Source organism: Acinetobacter sp. YH12027 (assembly GCF_013420085.1).
In the GTDB taxonomy this organism is placed as follows: domain Bacteria; phylum Pseudomonadota; class Gammaproteobacteria; order Pseudomonadales; family Moraxellaceae; genus Acinetobacter; species Acinetobacter amyesii.
In genome coordinates, this window is record NZ_VOYW01000006.1 from 96,161 (window position 1) to 112,151 (window position 15,991).

Sequence of the window (15,991 nt, forward strand, 5' to 3'; positions counted from 1 at the left end):
CCTAGTCGATGACGTGGCCAGTGGTGAAATAGCGTGCTAAAGCGGCTGTAGACACAAACCCCAGCATGGCAACCAATAAAGCCCCTTCAAACATCGATGTACTTGCCCAATAAATACCTAAAATGACAATTAAACAGGTAGCATTTAAAAATAAGGTATCTAAAGCAAGTAGCCGGTCTACGATTGAGGGTCCCATCACCAAGCGAATGAGACACAGTAACATCGAGATCGTCACAGCAACTAAACAGATGCCAAGCGCATACGGTAAAATTGTCATGCGGATTCTCCTGTATCAGCGCCAAAAATGAGGATGAGAGGGCGTTCATAGCGCTCTTTAATGGTTTGAATTTCCGCTTCAGGGTCATCCGTGCTCAGCGCATGGACCAAAATATCACCACGGTCTTGGTCAATCCCAGCAGACACCGTACCGGGTGTGGTGGTGATGATCATCGCAAGTAAAGAATTGACTTCCTCATGCTGTGTATCGAGAGGAACACGGAACCATTTCGGATGAAGTTTATGTGTTGGCCCAAGGACTAATTTTGCAACATGGATATTACTGACAATAATATCCCACAGCACCACAAAGAATAATTTACATGCCGCCAGCCAGTTGATATTCGGCGTTCGGTCAATAAAAGGGCGAACCAATCGCGGAATAACAATGGCTAAAACCAAGGCCATGCAGAGTGTGGCTGCATCTAAACTGTGCGCTAACATTACCCAGCTCAGACCAACCATGACTGATACCAATGGATGCGGAAACCAGCTATTTAATACAGATGTTTTCGCCATGTTAAGGTGCCTCCATCGGTTTCAGTTGGGTCTCTTCAGGCAGTTTTTCTTCTTGTTGCTGTCCCTGAATTTGGCGTTGCTTATACTCAGAAATATGCTCGCCATGTAGAGTTTCAGGCGCGATCAATGCAGGAATGAGGTGTGCATTTGGATCGGCTGATTCACCACCATATTTAGTTTCAGGTAAATTTTCAGGATCATAAGGTTGAACACTGATGATTTGACCTTCTTCATCCTTTTTCAGCAGCAATGATTCATATAATGGATTGTCTTGAATTTGCTGTGCAGTTTTGTAGGTATAGTCATAGATCGGTGCAGCAAAAACCATATATCCTACAAGCGCTGTTAACAGCAAATAAATGGTTTTGTCATTACGAAGCGGTGCCTTATTCGGCAAAGCTTGATATCGCTGATATTCTTCAGTATCAATATCATCTTCTGGGCGAGATGAACGCCAGAAAAGCACAAAACCAACTCGGGTGAATGCGATAATACTGAGTAAACTCACCAATAATACGATCAAAATAATCATGATTTGGTAAGGTGAATTGGCCGTTGCTTGCAAGAGAAATACTTTACCCAAAAATCCACTAAATGGTGGTAGACCAGCCATCATCAAAGCAATGATGAAATAGCAGACAGCAACGGTATTATGCTGTTTCATACGGGGCGCAATTTTAAAATGATCTTTAAATTCGCCGCGTTGTGAGGTAATCCAACCCGAGAGAATATAAAAAGCTGCACCAATGATGGTACTGTGAATCAGGTAATAAAGACCCGCAGCCCATGCATCCGTATTAAAGAGTGAAATCGCAACCAATATTGTCCCGATAGAAGACAAAATCATAAAACCGACAAAACGACGTAAACGATCCGTTCCGATAGCACCATAAGCACCATAGAGCGAGGTTACTAATCCAATCGGTAACAGCCACTGTTGTAAGATTTCACGGCTAATCCCATCGTCAAACACAGTACCATTGACACGGAGAATGGCATAGATGCCGACCTTAGTCATGATGGTGAATAAGGCTGCGACAGGCGTGGTTGCCACAGCATAGGTCTTTGGTAACCAGAACCCTACAGGCAGCATTGCAGCTTTGATGCCAAAGACGGTAAACAGTAACAATGCACCAGCCACTGCGATACGATGTTGATCCGCTTCAAGCAAAGGCATAAGTCGTGCAACATCAGCCATATTTAAGCTACCTACACTGCCGTAAATCATCCCGAGTCCAATCAGGAAAAGGGCAGAGGCAAATAGGTTAATGGTGACGTAATGAATACCAAGCTGAAAACGTGCTTTGCCTTGACCATGTAAGAGCAAAACATATGATGCCATCAACAGGATTTCAAAGAACACAAACAGGTTAAATAAATCGCCTGTCAGGAACGCACCACACAAACCCATCAGTAAGAAATGGCACATGGCATGGAAATAACGACCACGTTCGTCCCATTCTTTGCTAGCAAACCACATCACTGGCACAGCAAGTCCATAGGTTAGCACCAACATGAAAGCAGAGAGTCGATCTAAGACTAAAACGATGCCGAATGGTGCGGCCCATTCACTCAAGTTATAAACCAAAACTTGACCAGAGCTGGCAATCATCAAATAACTGATGGATGTGATCAGTCCGAGGATACCAGAGACATAACTGATTCCGCGACGCCAAGGTTGTCGCCAGTCATGCGCCAACGAGCCAGAACCGGGGTTGCCCAGCAGGACTAAAATAAATGCAGTAATTGCAGGAATTAAAATACTGAAAATCGGGCTATGCGTAGTCCAAAATTGGATGAAGTCATGCATTATGGCTCATCCTCCCGCGGGTCAATTTGCGGTATTTCTTCTTTGGAGTCCACATGATCTGTTCCAGTTTCATAGCGGCTACGCAGAGCCAATTGTACGATAAAGGCAGTGGTCGCAAAGCCAATCACAATGGCTGTCAGGACCAAGGCTTGTGGTAAAGGATCGGTCGCTTTGGTGGTTTCAGTTAACACGGCAGGTGCGTTGACATGAATACGCCCCATGACAAATAAAAATAAGTTCACGGCATAGCCAATCATGGCTAAACCCAGTACGACAGGAAAGGTACGTGCCCGCAAAATCAGGTAGACCCCTGTTGCAGTCAGTAAGCCAATGGCTGAAGCGAGTAAAAATTCTAAACTAATCATCTTATTCGCCTCTTGGAACTGGACCAGACATACTCGAGTGACGCGAGTCGCCTAAGACGGAAATCATTAACATCGTCGCGCCCACAACGGTGATGTAGACACCTGTGTCGAAGACGGCAGCGGAGGCAAGGTGCATTTCACCTAAAATGGGTGGCGATACATAGATATGAGCACTGGTCAGGAATGGACGCCCCCATAGCCAAGCCGCGATACCTGTCAGCCCCGCAATGGTTAAACCAATACCAATCCAAACTTCATATAAGCGACCTGATTTTGCACCAATCAGTTGTTCAGCACGGTCTTGGCCGAGCGCAATATATTGAATCACTAAGGCTAAAGAGGTAATTAAGCCTGCAATAAAGCCACCGCCTGGTAAATTATGACCCCGTAGGAAAATATATAAGCTGATGACGAGTGCTAAAGGCAAAATCCATGATGATGTAATACGGAACATCAGTGGTGACGGATTAAAACGATAGGTCAGACCTTGCGTAATGGTGGTACCATGAGCACGCATACCATCCATCATGCACAGCGTACCAATTGCGGCAATTCCCAGTACGGTAATTTCACCAAAGGTATCGAAGCCACGGAAGTCGACCAAGATCACGTTGACCACATTGGTACCACCACCAAGTGGGATAGACTGCTGCATGAAGAACCATGAAATGGAGTTGTGATCACGGGTCATGATCAACCATGAAATCCATGCGATCCCTAGACCTGCAATAATCGCAATCAATGCATCTCGCCAACGACGTGACACGCTCGACTCATAAGGGGTGAGCTGTGGTAATAACGATAAGCTCATGAGTAAGAGCACGGTGGTCACCACGTCAACAGTAATCTGCGTGAGCGCCAAATCTGGAGCGGAGAAACAGATAAACACCATAGTCACAACCAGACCGACTGCACCACTGATGAGGACGGCTTTAATCCGTTCATGGTGGAACCAAAGCATCATCCAACATGCAGAGAATAATAATAGCCACAGAACGATTGCGATGATTGGTGCATGTATCAGTTCACGGCTGCCTGTGCCGATACCTTGCAGCCAAAATGGAACAATGACGATGGCTACACTAAAGATTAAAATCCACAATAAATAGCTTTGTAATTTGCCATTTTCAGTAAAGCGACGGAACTTTCTTGAGCTGAGTAAAAGATGCTTTAAAAATAAGTCGAACAGGATTTTGCCTTGCAAACGGCCCAAAAGAGGATCCAAATCGATACGGCGTAATTTGCCGCCCTTTGCCAATGCGAAATAGAAAACTAAACCACCTAAAAGTGCAATCACACTCATCAAAAGGGGTGCATTTAAACCATGCCAAATCGCTAAATGTGTACCTTCAAACGCAGTATTTTGAATACTCGCACGCGCGGTACTATTGACAATATGCTCAACCAATAATGCAGGGAAGAGTCCAACTAAAATACATAAAGCAGCCAGTAAGGTTGCTGGTGCGCGCATGCCAAACGGTGGTTCATGCGCTTCTTTATTGGGAACATCTTTCCCTAGTGGACCATCAAAAAATACCCCATGAACCAAACGTACCGAATACGCGACAGCAAAGATACCGGCAAAGGTGGCAATGATGGCTGACACGATCATCACTGGCCCAGTCAGGTTGGCCAAAAGTTCAGTAAAGAACATCTCTTTAGAAAGGAAACCATTGGTTAATGGTACACCTGCCATAGAGGCCGCAGTGATCATGGTCAGCGTTGCTGTAAACGGAAGTAATTGCCATAAACCAGAGAGTTTTCGTAAATCACGTGTACCTGATTCGTGGTCAATAATCCCTGCGATCATAAACAAGGCTGCTTTGAAGGTCGCATGGTTAATGATATGGAAAATGGCAGCCGCAACTGCGAGGGGAGAGCCGATCCCGAGTAAGCAAACAATCAGACCTAAATGGCTGATGGTGGAATAGGCCAAAAGCCCTTTTAAATCTTCTTTGAAAATGGCAAAAAAGGCCGCCATACATAAGGTAAATAAGCCAATAAAGGTGACCAAGTTGTGATACAACGTAGCGCCTGCAAAAATCGGTAATAAGCGTGCAAGCAGGAAAATTCCGGCTTTGACCATCGTGGCAGAGTGTAGATAAGCCGAGACGGGGGTCGGTGCCGCCATGGCATTTGGCAACCAAAAATGGAAAGGGAACTGCGCACTTTTAGTAAAGGCCCCCATTAAAATTAATAGCAGTGTGGGTACAAAAAGCGGATGCTGCTGAATTTGGCTACTCATCGTCAGGATTTGGTCAATCTGATAGGTACCCGTGATTTGAGCCAATAGGACAAAACCACCCAGCATACATAAACCACCCATGCCTGTAATGGTCAAAGCCATTCGAGAGCCACGTTGAGCAGCGTCGTAGTTGCTCCAGTAACCGACCAACAGGAAGGATGAAATACTGGTGAGTTCCCAGAAAATGAGTAATAAAATTAAATTATTAGACAATGAAATGCCGAGCATGGCAGCCATGAATAGCATCAATAAAACATACAGTTTACTGAGCGAGTTCTTTGGACTTAAATAATAGTAGGCATAGATATAAATTAAGGTGCCTATTCCCGTAATGAGCAGGGAAAACAACAAGCCCAGTGCGTCGAGACGGAAACTGAAATCAATGCCAACTTGAGTGAGCCACGGCCAAGTTTGAATGATGGTTTTGCCATTAAAGACATCTGGGGCCTGACTCAATAATAAAACTAAACTGCTGAGGCTGACGCCAATCGCCCCTAAAGCTGTTACCCCGCGAGAGAATTGCTTCAACCACGAGACAAGTGTTGTGCCTAGTATTAACGGTAACAATATAATAATCGGTAGCACACTCGTATCCATTGTCATGATTAGGCGGTGAAACCTAGGTGTATTTCATCTTTCAAGGATTACAGGACAGCAAAGAGCAGTCCAAAAATTCAATCTTGAAAGCCATGTGTGTCAAAAAAAAATTAAAAACAAGCTGTGTTGCGCAACTCGTGAAGCGATAGCAATTTCCGATGTTACTATGAAAATTGCAAATAAAACCGATCATATTACATGCGTAAAACAACATCAATCTTTTTTATGAACCACTTACACATTATACGCCTGACGAAACTGTCTAGACATCTATTGCGGCCTTGTTGCTGAATATTTAAACATCGAGTCGGTGTATTATACTCAGCCAATCAGCCTCAGTATTTTTAACTCAGTGGTTGGATTGTAACGTCCTGATCACCTCGCTGTGATAAAGCCCTAACCAATTCTTGTTGCTGTTGCTCGGTCAGTTGTGTCTGAATTAATTGTAACAAGTGCTGGATGGTATCCGGATTGTTTAGCGGCTCATTTAATTCAGTCTCTTCAGTTTTAGGTGGAAGCGATGGTTTAGATCCGAGTTGCAACTGCTGATAAATTTGATCATAGGTTTCTTGTAGTTTTTCAGGCTGAATCTCACTGAGCTTTTTATTCTGTAGTTTTAAGCACTGAAAGCGAGAAGCCTGTTCCAGCAGTTCGGGACGGTTGCCGCTGGCAATGATTTGGAGTCGTGGAAACGCTTGATTTAAACGGGTCAAAATCACTTGAGTCATGTTTTGATCGAGTTGGTGGTCTATGGCGTCGATCAATAAAATACCGTCACCTTCTTGGCAAGGATATAAGCTATGAGGATTGAGTAGACACAGGCGACGTACAATATCACCAATTAAGGCCACAAGGTTGCGCACACTATTCGACAGCTGTTGAAATAACATGTCTTTGCCTTGATAGCAGACCATTAACTGTAATTTGGGGTGATATTGCAGATAAATATTGGTCACATCGGGCAACACGGTCTCTAAAGCTTGTTTTAATGATCTGAGTGACGGCGCGTGTAGGTCGGCCTGAGCTTGTGCTAGTTTATGCCCAAAAAGAGGCGTGTCTGATGCGTTGGGTATATCGGCTTGGGTTTTAGGATGTAATAAATTTTGAATTAATTCGGCACTTTGTGCATTTTCAATGTCGGATATTTCTCGAAACCACTCAAAAAAACGAATAAACGTGGTAAAGGGAATGGCCGATATTTCATAAGCATGCGAAGGCTGAAAAATAGCAGGATTATTTTTATTGAGAATATTCACATCGTTGACGAAACGTTCAGCAGGGTAATAGGCAATGAGTGGCAACCCTTGTAACGGATCGGCTTTGAGGGCTTTTTGATACAGCGCAACCATCGATTCTAATTGCTGTGTTTCGGCCTTACTGAGGCCGACGCCTTGACTGTTTAAGGTTTTGTACAATTGCCATGAACAACATTGTGGGTCTTGGTCTTGTTGATCACTTGAAAGCTGAAATGAGCCAATGTCTTCGGGAAAACTGACTTGAATATCAAGTTTCGATTGCAAGCGATTTAACATGATGTCTTGATCGAGCATTACCACGCCTGCGGTGCGTAAATCTTTATAACGTGCAGCGAACCAAGTGAGGGCCTGATAACTAAATCGTAGTAGGGAGGTTTTTCCAGAACTTTGATCACCCAAAATTAAGGTAATCGGCAGATCGTGGTAATTAAAATTGAGGGTGATATCAGTAAAATGAAGGGTGTGCTTGAGTTGAATCGATTGTATTTTCATGGTGCACCTTTTACTGATTTATTGTTTATTCACCTTTTTCATCATACTAGCTGACCGCTTGCGCCAAAGATTTGGGCATTTGACGTTTTAAATGCTGCATCAAGTCATAAATATGATGGATATTTAAACTTACTTTAGCACGTGTGCAGGCCACGTAAAGTAACCGTAACTCTTCGTCACTAATTTTATAATCTTTATCGTTGAGCTTAAATTGGTAGTCATCTTCAATATGTACCCGATCCCATTCTAAACCTTTGGCTTTATGGGCGGTGGAGATGATGTAGTCGGCTTGATCAATCGGGGTGATTTTTGCCAGCGCCTTTTTCAGTGGGTCAGTACCGTGGTCATCGACCAACTTCACTAGCGGTTTAATATCGCTGCCGTCATTGGTTTCACAATATTCATGCACATCATGCCATGAGTTAAACCACGCAAGCTCTGGGACATCGACTACGCGTTTGCCTTGCTTGAGCATGGCTGCTGCATCGACAAAACGATTGAGTCGCGCATGATCTGCTTGCAGGCTGACCTTTTCGCCCTTAACCAAACCCGCCAATAACAGTTCCATCGCGCGTGCATTAGTACGACATAAAATGGCATCGCGCATCTTGGTATGAGGCTTATTAACCACTTTAGAGTTGAGTTGTGGATTACCCAATAACGGTACGGTTTCATTCAATGCGCCCAGCAGAGCATTGGCGTTCAAGGCAATTTCTTCACCAAAACGGAAAGACGTGGTTAAACGTGATTCAGGTAATGGGAGTTGCTGCATGGCATTGACTGCACCACGCCATGCATAAATTTGTTGATGCGCATCGCCAACATAGATGACTTGGGTATTCCGCTGTTTCAGTAAAATCCCTAGCATTAGTGGGTCAGCATCTTGAGCCTCATCGAACAGCACATAATCCGCAGGAATATTTGGTTCAGACAAAGCCCAAAGTTTTAAATAAATATCGTGTCCAATCCCTGCTGCATGGTTCGGATCAATCGACTCTAACCAACGACGTTCAATCGCAGGATATAAATGCTTTTGTAAGCTTTCGATATCGTCAGGATGCAACCAACTCGGCGCTTGTAGATGTCGTGGGGCAGGGTACTGTGAACTGGTCGAACAGAAATAACTGACAGCGTTTGCTACCAGACTCGCCAAGCGCGAAGGCATGAGTACATATTTTTCATAACGACCTCCCATCATACGGCGTAAGGTAATCGGTTCTAGTCGATATTCTTTGGCAATAAAACTCGGACTTAAACGTGGTAGACGCAGTTTGTCAGTCACTCCACGTGGAACACTACGATAGGCCAATGAGTGAAAGGTTCGACAGTCGACATTTTGATGAAAACGATTCTGTGCTTCGGTGGCAATGGCTTTGTTAAAGGCCAAGTACATGCCACGCCGCTGAGGCATGGCATCACTGATCATTTGGAGTGTGGTGGTTTTACCTGTGCCAGCATAGGCAATCACTTTAAATGATTTGCCAAGACGTGCGTTATCTATGGCAGTGGCCTGCTCATAGGTCGCGGTCGGTTTTTTAAGCTCTGGCACGGTTGCGTCTTAGTGCTGACGGTTGGCTTTTTCAACCAAACCGGAAAGGCCTTGACGACGAGCGAGTTCGTTAAGTACCAATTGAGGATCAATATCGAAATAACCTAGCATTACAATGGTATGGAACCAAAGATCTGCCACTTCGTAAATCAAATCGTTTTTGTTGTCTTCATTGGCTTCGATTTTAAAATCTTTAGCGGCAATGATGGTTTCAACGCTTTCTTCACCGATTTTTTCTAAAATTTTATTCAGACCTTTATGGTAAAGCTTCGCCACATAAGAGGACTCAGGATCAGCTTGTTTGCGTTCAGCCATCATTTTACCTAAGTAGTCGAGTACTTCGACTTGCTCAGATTGTGCATTGGATGCATTCATCGCAAGGGTATGTGGATTTGCTGATTTTTCACCATAAATTGCAGCTGGATCTTTTAATTGCGCATCGACAATTTCCCAGCCATTGGCAGTAAGTTTGCGGTAGAAACACGACTCACGACCAGTATGGCAGGCAATGCCGCCATGTTGTTCAATTTGTAGCACAATCACGTCAGCATCACAGTCCAAACGGATTTCATGCACGGTTTGGAAATGGCCAGATTCTTCACCTTTATGCCATAACTTATTGCGTGAACGTGAAAAGTACACCGCTTGATTTTTTTCTGCAGTTTGCGCCAACGCTTCACGGTTCATCCATGCCACCATCAAAACGCGTCCGCTTTGATGATGCTGTGCAATAGCAGGCACTAAGCCTTGTTCGTTAAATTTTACTTCATCGAGCCATTGCAGGTTGTTCATGAGGATTTCACCAATTCAAAAATCAAAAAAATAAATGCCGCAGCATTTGAGCAGCATCATAGTGTAAGCCATCAAGAGAATGATGGGGAGTTAATTCTTAATCAAATTTTAAATTGCGCAGTTCAGCCGCAGAATCATCTGCAGGCTTACGGGCTATGTCGGCATAATTCATTTGCCCAAACGCACCTGTTTTTAAGCCAGAAATCGTGATGGCCATTTCTTTGCGGAAAAACGGCAGCTGATACATGGAACGAAATGAAATATCACGCAGCGGCGCTGTCCAGCGATGATGTGATTGATAAAAAGGAGTCAGCAGGCGGCTAAAAAATTGGTAAAACCGCACGGACGGCAACCGCAGTTGATGATACTGCTGCCAGAGGTTTTGCAGTGAGGAATCCTGTTGATGTTGAAGTAGGGCCTGACTGATGGCCCATGCATCGAGCAGCGCCATATTGGCGCCTTGACCAAGCTGTGGACTCATGGCATGAGCCGCATCTCCTAAGATGCCGATACGGCCTTCACCGAGTTTGCTCAGCACCACATCACGATAGTTGGCAGACAGCCATTGTTGCGGATCATCAGGATGTGGAATCACATGCGCTAACCATTCTGCAACACTAGGCCAGCGTTTTGAAACCTCAAGCAGCCATTGCTGCTGCGCGCTCTTGGTTTTTAAGAATCCCGCTAAATCTGCTGTAGGTAAGCTCCAGAAAATGCTCGAAAGTCGCTGTTCAGGCTGTGTTGGAATTGCTCCTGTTGGCATCACACCCATCATGATATTGGAACGGTCATAGAACTGATGCAAGATTTGTGGATTGAGCACTTCGCATTCAGGCACGATAATCCACTTTGCACCCCAAGGATAGGCTTGGTTGAGCTTTTCCCATGCTTTAGGGCGTAAATGGCTGCGTGCACCATTGGCGATCAGCACGAGATCAAATTGACGTTGAAAGGTTTGATCTGTGGATTGCCCAATCACGTTTATACCGTCACTGGATTCTTGAAGTTCATGCACCTCATGCGCCATGCACCACTCAACGTGTTGAGGATACTCATGGACTTTGGATGCGAGGACATGACAGAGTGTGGCACGGTGAATGCCGAGTCCATATGAACGGTCATCGGCTTGTCGATAATGACTGTTAATCAGCAAGTCGCCGCCAGCCAGTTGACCTTCAAGACCGGTTACCACAGCACCTAGGCTTAAGGCATGTTCCAAAATGCCTAAATGTTCGAAAACTGCCAGTCCGGCAGGTTGTAATAATAATCCTGCACCCACAGGTTCAAGTTGTGAGACTTTTTCATATAAGCAGATCTGATGGCCTTGAGCAGCAAGCATTGCTGCAGCAGCCAATCCCGCAGTACCCGCACCGATGATGGCAATGTTTTGAGTTTTCATTGTTATAAAAGTTGATTTTATCTCAGCCCAATGTAGCAAAGTTGCTGCATAAAACCCCCTAAAAAAGCCCTCTAAAGGGCTTTTTTAGGGGGGAATCAGGTCTTACCAGTGTTCACCAGGGAATAGGCGAGCATATGCTTTTTGTACCCAATTGAGTTTTTCTTGCTTACCAATAGACGCTGAAGAACTTGGGAACAAGTTATAACCAATCGACATGAGTTTGTTATTAATGTCAGGTGCAATGGAGTAGGTGATCGAAGCTAGACGGCCCAAATTGGTTGCCACTTTTTTCGGACGTTTCACGATGGCATAGGCAATCAGGTCAGTTGCTTGTTCTGGAGAAAGCGTTGGAACGTATTTATATATTTTGGTTGGGGCGATCATTGGCGTGCGCACCAATGGCATGTAGACCGACGTGATGGAAATATTATGTGAGTGAACTTCAGCGCTCAGGCAACGGCTAAAAGCATCTAATGCGGCTTTAGATGCAACATATGCAGAGAAGCGCGTTGCATTGGCCAATACACCAATCGAGCTGATGTTGATGATATGACCTTCACGACGAATCATCATTTTCGGCAGTAAATTCATCACCAAACGTACCGCGCCAAAATAGTTCAACTGCATAGTACGTTCAAAATCATGGAAACGATCGGTTGATTCATGTACGGCACGACGAATAGAACGGCCAGCGTTATTAATTAAGATATCAATATGATCGACGGAAGCGAGGATTTGTTGTGCCACAGCATCAATGGAGTCCATATCATTGAGGTCACATGGGAAAACATCGGCTTTACCGCCAGTGGCTTCAATTTCAGCTTTTACGGCATCAAGAGTTTCTTTGGTACGTGCAACCAGTAGAACATGTGCGCCTGCGTTGGCAAGGCGATGCGCTGTGGTTAAACCGATACCACTTGATGCACCGGTGATTAAAATGGTCTTACCGTTGACACGGTCAACGAAACGTTTCTCAAGTCTTGAATTCACGATGAGGTTCCCTGTTAAATCAGTTTTATTGTATTCATTTATCGGCCCGACAACGCTATGTGCAGGGCTGTTTTAAGTCAGCGGTATGATAGCGTTTTATTCAAAAAAATCCATATGATAAGTAATTGATAATAAAATAATATTTAGAGTTTTTACTCTAAATTAAAATCCCTATTTACTCAATTTTTAACACATAAATATGTGAAAGAGAAGTGCTTTTATCAACATCGTTGCAACCTAAAAAAGTCGATTTTCAAGATAAATAAAATTGTAAATAAATATAGAAGCAGGGCCATAGATGCCCAAAGTTGGAAGGCGGATTATGTGGGAGTGGTTATTTAAATGAAATGGAAATAAAAACAGGCCTTAAAAATAAGACCTGTGGATTGTGCAATTATGGTTTAAACAGCAGCTAAGGCTTGCTCTAAGTCTGCAATCAAGTCATCCGCATGTTCGATCCCAATCGATAAACGAACCATATCAATGCTGACCCCCGCTGCTTTGAGTTCATCTTCATTGAGCTGACGATGTGTCGTGGTCGCAGGATGGCAGGCTAAACTTTTGGCATCACCAATATTCACAAGGCGAGTAAACAACTGCAAGGCATCGATGAAACGTGTGCCACCTGCAAGGCCATCTTGAACGCCGAATGAAAGAATCGCAGATGGTTTGCCTTTGACATATTTTTGCGCCAAAGCATGTTGTGGGTGGTCTTTTAGGCCAGCGTAGTTAACCCATTTTACTTTTGGATGCGCCTGTAAATATTCAGCCACTTTTTGCGCATTTTCGGTATGGCGTTCCATGCGCAGGCTTAAGGTTTCCAAACCTTGTAAGATCAAAAACACATTGTGCGGGCTGATCGCAGCGCCCGTATTACGCAGTGGTACCACGCGCGCACGAGCAATGTAGGCTGCTTCACCTAAGGCTTCGACATAATTCACCCCGTGGTAGCTTGGATCAGCGGTATTCAGTGATTTAAAGCGTTCAGGATATTTGCCCCAAGGGAACTTGCCGCTATCGACGATGATGCCGCCGATCGAATTACCATGACCACCAATATATTTGGTCAATGAATGCACCACAATGTCGGCACCAAATTCAAATGATTTTTGCAGGACAGGAGTAGCAACGGTATTGTCGACCACCACAGGTATGCCATATTCGTGCGCAATTTTCGAAATTGCTTCGAGGTCAATAATATTGCCCAATGGGTTACCAATAGATTCGACAAAGACCAACTTGGTTTTGTCATCGATGAGGCTACGCAGCGCTTCAGGGTTTTGATAATCAAAGAAGCGAACTTCAATGCCTTGTTTCGGCAGGGTGTGGGCAAACAGATTATATGTGCCGCCATATAGGGTCGAAACGGAAGCGATATTGTCGCCTGCTTCAGCAATAGTTTGAATCGCATATGTAATGGCTGCCATACCAGAGGCTAAGGCCAAAGCGCCAATACCGCCTTCGAGCGCTGCAACACGCTGTTCAAGTACCGCTGTGGTTGGATTCATAATGCGGGTATAAATATTACCCTGAACTTTTAAGTCAAATAAATCAGCACCATGCTGCGTGTTATCAAAGGAATATGAGGTGGTTTGATAAATTGGAACGGCAACCGCTTTGGTGGTTGGCTCCGGTGTATACCCCGCGTGAATTGCTAAAGTTTCGTCTTTATAGGTCATGATTACTTCATCTAAGTGAGCTAGTTTTTTAAACAGTCTATCATTTATACATATGAATAAAAGTGCTTTATTTCTAAAATTAATATCATAATTATTCATATTGTTGAAAAAATTTCAGCTAAAGATGAGCGAAATCATGCCTAAAACCGCATGTTTAAATTTTGTTCGCCATTAAACTTGTAACAATGCATTGAAGCCGTGTGCGAAACCTTATTTTTTCACGACTTTATGCGTATAATAGCCGATTATTTTTTCGCTCAATTGAGCAGGGGCAACTTTGTGTTGTTCCGTATATGTTTTGACTATTGAGGAGTCCTAAGTGGCCCAATATATTTACACGATGAACCGTGTGTCGAAGATGGTTCCGCCTAAGCGCGAAATCCTGAAAGACATCTCTTTATCATTTTTCCCAGGCGCAAAAATTGGTGTGCTTGGTCTAAACGGTGCAGGTAAATCTACCTTGCTTCGTATTATGGCGGGCGTAGATAAAGATTTCTCAGGTGAAGCACGTGCTCAACCGGGTATCAAAATTGGTTACCTTGAACAAGAGCCGCCATTGGATGAAAGCAAAGACGTTCGTGGTAACGTTGAAGACGGTTTACGTGAACCGTTGGATGCTTTGGCGCGTCTTGATGAAGTATTTGCAGAATATGCAGCAGAAGATGCTGACTTTGATGCACTTGCAAAAGAACAAGAGAAGTTAGAAGCAATTATCCATTCATGGGATGCACATAACATTGTCAACCAAATGGATCAGGCTGCTGCTGCGTTGAACCTTCCAGCTTGGGATGCAGATGTATCTAAGTTGTCTGGTGGTGAGCGCCGTCGTGTTGCACTTTGCCGTTTGTTATTGTCTAAACCAGACATGCTGCTTCTAGACGAACCGACGAACCATTTGGATGCTTCATCAGTCTCTTGGTTAGAACGTTTCTTGAAAGACTTCCCAGGCACCATCGTTGCGATTACCCATGACCGTTACTTCTTGGATAACGTGGCAGAGTGGATTCTTGAGCTTGACCGCGGCATGGGTATTCCATACCAAGGCAACTATTCTTCTTGGTTAGAGCAGAAAAATGCTCGTTTAGAGCAAGAACAGAAGCAAGAAGAATCTTTTGCTAAAGCATTGAAAAAAGAGCTTGAATGGGTTCGTTCAAATGCTAAAGGTCAGCAAAAGAAAAACAAAGCGCGTATGGAGCGTTTTGAAGAGCTTAACTCACGCGAATTCCAACAGCGTAATGAAACGTCTGAAATCTACATTCCACCTGGTCCACGTCTAGGCAACAAGGTTGTAGAAGTTGAAGGCATCAGCAAATCGTTTGGTGATCGTACGCTTTATAAAGACTTATCATTCGTTGTACCACCTTGTGCCATTGTGGGTATCGTGGGTGAGAACGGTGCGGGTAAAACCACATTGTTCCGTATGATGACAGGCGAACAACAACCAGATACAGGTACAGTTACACTGGGTGAGTCTGTTAAAGTGGCTTATGTTGGTCAGATTCGTGACACCTTAGATGACAACAAAACTGTTTGGGAAGAAGTTTCTGGCGGTTTAGATATCTTGAAAATTGGTGAATACGAAATCGCATCTCGTGCGTATATCGGTCGCTTTAACTTCAAAGGTCAAGATCAGCAAAAACGTGTAGGTCAATTGTCAGGTGGTGAACGTAACCGTTTACAACTTGCGAAAATCCTGCAAATGGGTGCAAACGTCATCTTACTCGATGAACCGTCAAACGACTTGGATATTGAAACTTTACGTGCGCTTGAAGATGCCATTCTGGTATTCCCAGGTACTGTCATGGTGATCTCGCATGACCGTTGGTTCCTCGACCGTATTGCAACGCACATTTTGTCATTTGAAGGTGAAACCCCTGAATTCTTCACAGGTAACTACCATGAGTTTGAAGAATATCGTCGTAAACGTGATGGTGATGACCTTGTTGCAAAGCGTCAAAAATACCGCAAAATTGGTAACTAAGTTCCAGTTTTAAAATAAAAAACCAGCCTGCGGGCTGGTTT

12 protein-coding genes are annotated in these 15,991 nt (G+C 44.1%); 1 reads left to right on the forward strand and 11 read right to left on the reverse strand.

Annotated features, from left to right (window positions below; genetic code table 11):
- Position 1: 1 nt before the first annotated feature.
- The 11 genes from FTT94_RS02850 to FTT94_RS02900 all read right to left on the reverse strand — a co-directional run bounded on the left by FTT94_RS02850 (position 2) and on the right by FTT94_RS02900 (position 13,969).
- The gene (locus FTT94_RS02850; protein ID WP_078189410.1) at positions 2-277 is read right to left on the reverse strand and encodes a monovalent cation/H+ antiporter subunit F; all 276 of its coding nucleotides are present in this window, start codon (positions 275-277) and stop codon (positions 2-4) included.
- On the reverse strand, positions 274-795 hold the full coding sequence (locus FTT94_RS02855; RefSeq protein ID WP_180170197.1) for a Na+/H+ antiporter subunit E: 522 nt from the start codon (positions 793-795) through the stop codon (positions 274-276). Before FTT94_RS02855 ends, FTT94_RS02850 begins: the two co-directional genes overlap by 4 nt.
- A 1-nt stretch (position 796) precedes the next feature.
- A complete protein-coding gene (locus tag FTT94_RS02860) occupies positions 797-2,605 on the reverse strand; it encodes a monovalent cation/H+ antiporter subunit D (RefSeq protein WP_078189408.1) in 1,809 nt (602 codons plus the stop codon).
- Positions 2,605-2,970: a Na+/H+ antiporter subunit C gene (locus FTT94_RS02865; RefSeq protein ID WP_078189407.1), complete on the reverse strand. Its 366-nt coding sequence runs from the start codon at positions 2,968-2,970 to the stop codon at positions 2,605-2,607. The genes FTT94_RS02860 and FTT94_RS02865 overlap by 1 nt, the downstream gene beginning before the upstream one ends.
- Position 2,971: 1 nt before the next feature.
- On the reverse strand, positions 2,972-5,812 hold the full coding sequence (locus FTT94_RS02870) for a monovalent cation/H+ antiporter subunit A (RefSeq protein WP_180170211.1): 2,841 nt from the start codon (positions 5,810-5,812) through the stop codon (positions 2,972-2,974).
- Positions 5,813-6,156: 344 nt separating this feature from the next.
- Positions 6,157-7,560, reverse strand: a complete 1,404-nt coding sequence (locus tag FTT94_RS02875) for an AAA family ATPase (RefSeq protein WP_180170198.1) — start codon at positions 7,558-7,560, stop codon at positions 6,157-6,159.
- A 46-nt stretch (positions 7,561-7,606) separates the two neighbouring features.
- Positions 7,607-9,109: a UvrD-helicase domain-containing protein gene (locus tag FTT94_RS02880; protein ID WP_180009538.1), complete on the reverse strand. Its 1,503-nt coding sequence runs from the start codon at positions 9,107-9,109 to the stop codon at positions 7,607-7,609.
- A 9-nt stretch (positions 9,110-9,118) separates the two neighbouring features.
- Entirely contained in the window at positions 9,119-9,901 is a 783-nt protein-coding gene (gene hisIE, locus FTT94_RS02885; protein ID WP_180012102.1) for a bifunctional phosphoribosyl-AMP cyclohydrolase/phosphoribosyl-ATP diphosphatase HisIE, read from the reverse strand.
- A 97-nt stretch (positions 9,902-9,998) separates the two neighbouring features.
- Positions 9,999-11,300 carry an NAD(P)/FAD-dependent oxidoreductase gene (locus tag FTT94_RS02890; protein WP_180021485.1) on the reverse strand — a complete coding sequence of 434 codons (1,302 nt, stop codon included), beginning with the start codon at positions 11,298-11,300 and terminating at the stop codon, positions 9,999-10,001.
- A gap of 102 nt (positions 11,301-11,402) precedes the next feature.
- Positions 11,403-12,290 carry an SDR family NAD(P)-dependent oxidoreductase gene (locus tag FTT94_RS02895; RefSeq protein WP_180114136.1) on the reverse strand — a complete coding sequence of 296 codons (888 nt, stop codon included), beginning with the start codon at positions 12,288-12,290 and terminating at the stop codon, positions 11,403-11,405.
- 401 nt (positions 12,291-12,691) lie between these two features.
- Entirely contained in the window at positions 12,692-13,969 is a 1,278-nt protein-coding gene (locus FTT94_RS02900) for an O-acetylhomoserine aminocarboxypropyltransferase/cysteine synthase family protein (RefSeq protein WP_180005477.1), read from the reverse strand.
- 319 nt (positions 13,970-14,288) lie between these two features.
- Between FTT94_RS02900 and ettA the strand changes: the two genes are divergently transcribed.
- The gene (gene ettA / locus FTT94_RS02905) at positions 14,289-15,950 is read left to right on the forward strand and encodes an energy-dependent translational throttle protein EttA (protein WP_180073466.1); all 1,662 of its coding nucleotides are present in this window, start codon (positions 14,289-14,291) and stop codon (positions 15,948-15,950) included.
- The last annotated feature ends 41 nt before the right edge of the window (positions 15,951-15,991 follow it).